The organism is Parendozoicomonas verongulae, assembly GCF_009711465.1.
Lineage (GTDB): Bacteria > Pseudomonadota > Gammaproteobacteria > Pseudomonadales > Endozoicomonadaceae > Sansalvadorimonas > Sansalvadorimonas verongulae.
Map to the genome: position 1 here is coordinate 1 of NZ_SMME01000430.1, position 497 is coordinate 497.

General features: G+C 43.9%; 1 protein-coding gene. It reads right to left on the reverse strand.

Annotated features, from left to right (window positions below; genetic code table 11):
* The coding region (locus E1189_RS00905) for a hypothetical protein (protein WP_155158242.1) at window positions 1-371 on the reverse strand (371 nt) is incomplete at its 3' end.
* Window positions 372-497 lie beyond the last annotated feature (126 nt).

The following is a 497-nucleotide window of genomic DNA, read 5'->3' on the forward strand; positions in this document are numbered from 1 at the left end:
ATATCGTTTTCCCAGTCAGGACTATCCAATTTAATAAAGGTTAGCTCCATGGATGGCAGCATAGCATTCCAAAATTCTGTCAATAGTCTGGGTTTATTGGCAAAGGTTGGCTCGGAAGGAACAGTGATAATCACACAATTCTCTTTTAAAGAAACTCTATTCAGGTCTTGTAAACACTTGGCTACAGGGCAGAAATGCCCTCCATAGGCACTCAGAGTTCCGGCCAGCTCCAATCCCATTGATATCTCCTTACTGTAATGTGGGAATGTGACATACAGAATTTGATCAGCTTTTTTTAACCACACACTTTCTAACTCCCGACATTTTTCCCAGAAAGGTGTATTCCAGGCTTGAGCGGGTTCTATTTCCACAACATAAAGGTTGTCTCGGATTTTGTGTGCCTGAAGTTGTACAGATTTAAGCTCTGGTGAATTCCGCAGTGGAAGTGGCGCGTAAAGGGGGACATCGTTTGGCCGGACAGCAGTGTAAACCGGAGA